1 protein-coding gene and 1 pseudogene are annotated in these 1,449 nt (G+C 61.2%); both read right to left on the bottom strand.

Going from position 1 to position 1,449, the window contains the following annotated elements:
- Positions 1–39: 39 nt before the first annotated feature.
- Positions 40–1,104: an IS3 family transposase gene (locus tag F8C90_RS10735; protein WP_246155912.1), complete on the bottom strand. Its 1,065-nt coding sequence runs from the start codon at positions 1,102–1,104 to the stop codon at positions 40–42.
- Positions 1,098–1,343, bottom strand: a pseudogene (locus F8C90_RS11275) (helix-turn-helix domain-containing protein); the annotation flags it as partial. The pseudogene F8C90_RS11275 and the gene F8C90_RS10735, both read right to left, overlap by 7 nt.
- Positions 1,344–1,449 lie beyond the last annotated feature (106 nt).

Raw genomic sequence — 1,449 nt, 5'->3', positions numbered from 1 at the left:
TGAACTGCATCCCAATTCTTGGACGGGCTAATTAGCGGCCTACGCCGCACATAGGGACTGATTCCGGAACTCCTCCGGGGTCAGTCCCTTTAGTTTAACCTGCCTCCTTCTCGTGTTCCAGTGGATGACGTATTCGTCGAGGTCTCTCTTGAAGTCTTCGAAGCAGGGCCATTCCCTCCCTCTGAAGAGCTCGTCCTTCATGTGGCCGAACACCTGCTCGGTCGCCCCGTTGTCGATGCAGTTGCCCTTCCGGGACATGCTCTGCACCACGCCGGCCTTCTCCAGCCTGCTGCACCACCCGGCCTGCTGGTATTGCCAGCCCATATCGGAGTGCAGTATCGGGCTGGCGCCCTCGGGCTTCCTGGACATGAACTCGTCGAGCAGCTCATGCTGCTGGGCCATGTCGGGGTGCAGCGACGTGGACCAAGCGACGATCTCCTTGCTGCCGAAGTCGTAGATCGGCGCGAAGTAGGCCTTGCCCCAGGGCTGCTTGAACTCGGTGACGTCGGTGCCCATCTTCTGCCAGGGCCCGTCGGCTTCGAAGTCCCTGCCGATGACGTTTTCGAAGGTTTTGCCGACCTTGCCCCTGTAGGAGTTGTACCTGTGGTAATCGGTCTCGCGGCGGATCCCGCAGCTGATACCCATCTCGTGCATCATCTTGAGCGCCGTCTTGTCGGCTATGCGCACGCCTTGCTCGGCTCGCAGGCACATGGCGATCTGCCTGTGGCCGCACCCGTTGGCGGTGCGCGAGAATATCTCTGCGGCGGCCTCCCAGAGCTCGGGCCTGGTGGGCGCCTTGGGGTGCGAAAGCGCGTAATAGTAGCTCGACCTCGCCAAGCCGGCGCATTCCAGCAGGTCAACGAGCGGGTACTGCCCTGAAAGCCCGCTCACGACAACCGCTTTCTCTCGGTTCGGGAGCGCTTCTCTGCCTTCAGGGCTATCGATTTTTTTAAGTAGGCGTTCTCGGCCTCGAGTTTCCGGACCCTCCGCTCGAGCTCCTGCTCGCGCGTCATCTCCTTGGTCGGGGAGCCGGAGCCTTTCGGCCTCCCCTTGGGCTTCGGCCTGAGCGCCTCCGGGCCTTCCTCCCTGTATGCCTTCAGCCATTTCTTGAGAGAGCTCGGCGAGGCTATCCCGAACTTCGCCATGGCCTCGGGCTTCGTCATGCCCTCGTCCACGACCGCCCTGACGGCGGCCAGCTTCGTCTCAAACGAGTAGGCGGCGTGCTTCTTTCCCATCATAGCTAGAACCTCGATGCCTGCGGATCTGTAGATGTCTAGCCATTTTCTCACGGTTTCCTCTGGTATCCCGAGCAGAGCCGCAATCGATGCGCGGCCTCGCCCCATGTCGTGCAGCTCGGCTGCGCGCAGCCTCAGACCGACGTCGTACAAAGCGTTTCCAGCCATAAAAGGGCCTCCCATTTCTCGTATCCAAGAAATGGGAGGCAGTTCA

The sequence above is a fragment of the Ellagibacter isourolithinifaciens genome (genome assembly GCF_008831035.1).
GTDB classification, from domain to species: Bacteria; Actinomycetota; Coriobacteriia; order Coriobacteriales; family Eggerthellaceae; genus Ellagibacter; species Ellagibacter isourolithinifaciens.
The sequence above is the reverse complement of the archived record's forward strand: the minus strand, read 5'-3'. Positions and strand labels throughout refer to the sequence as shown.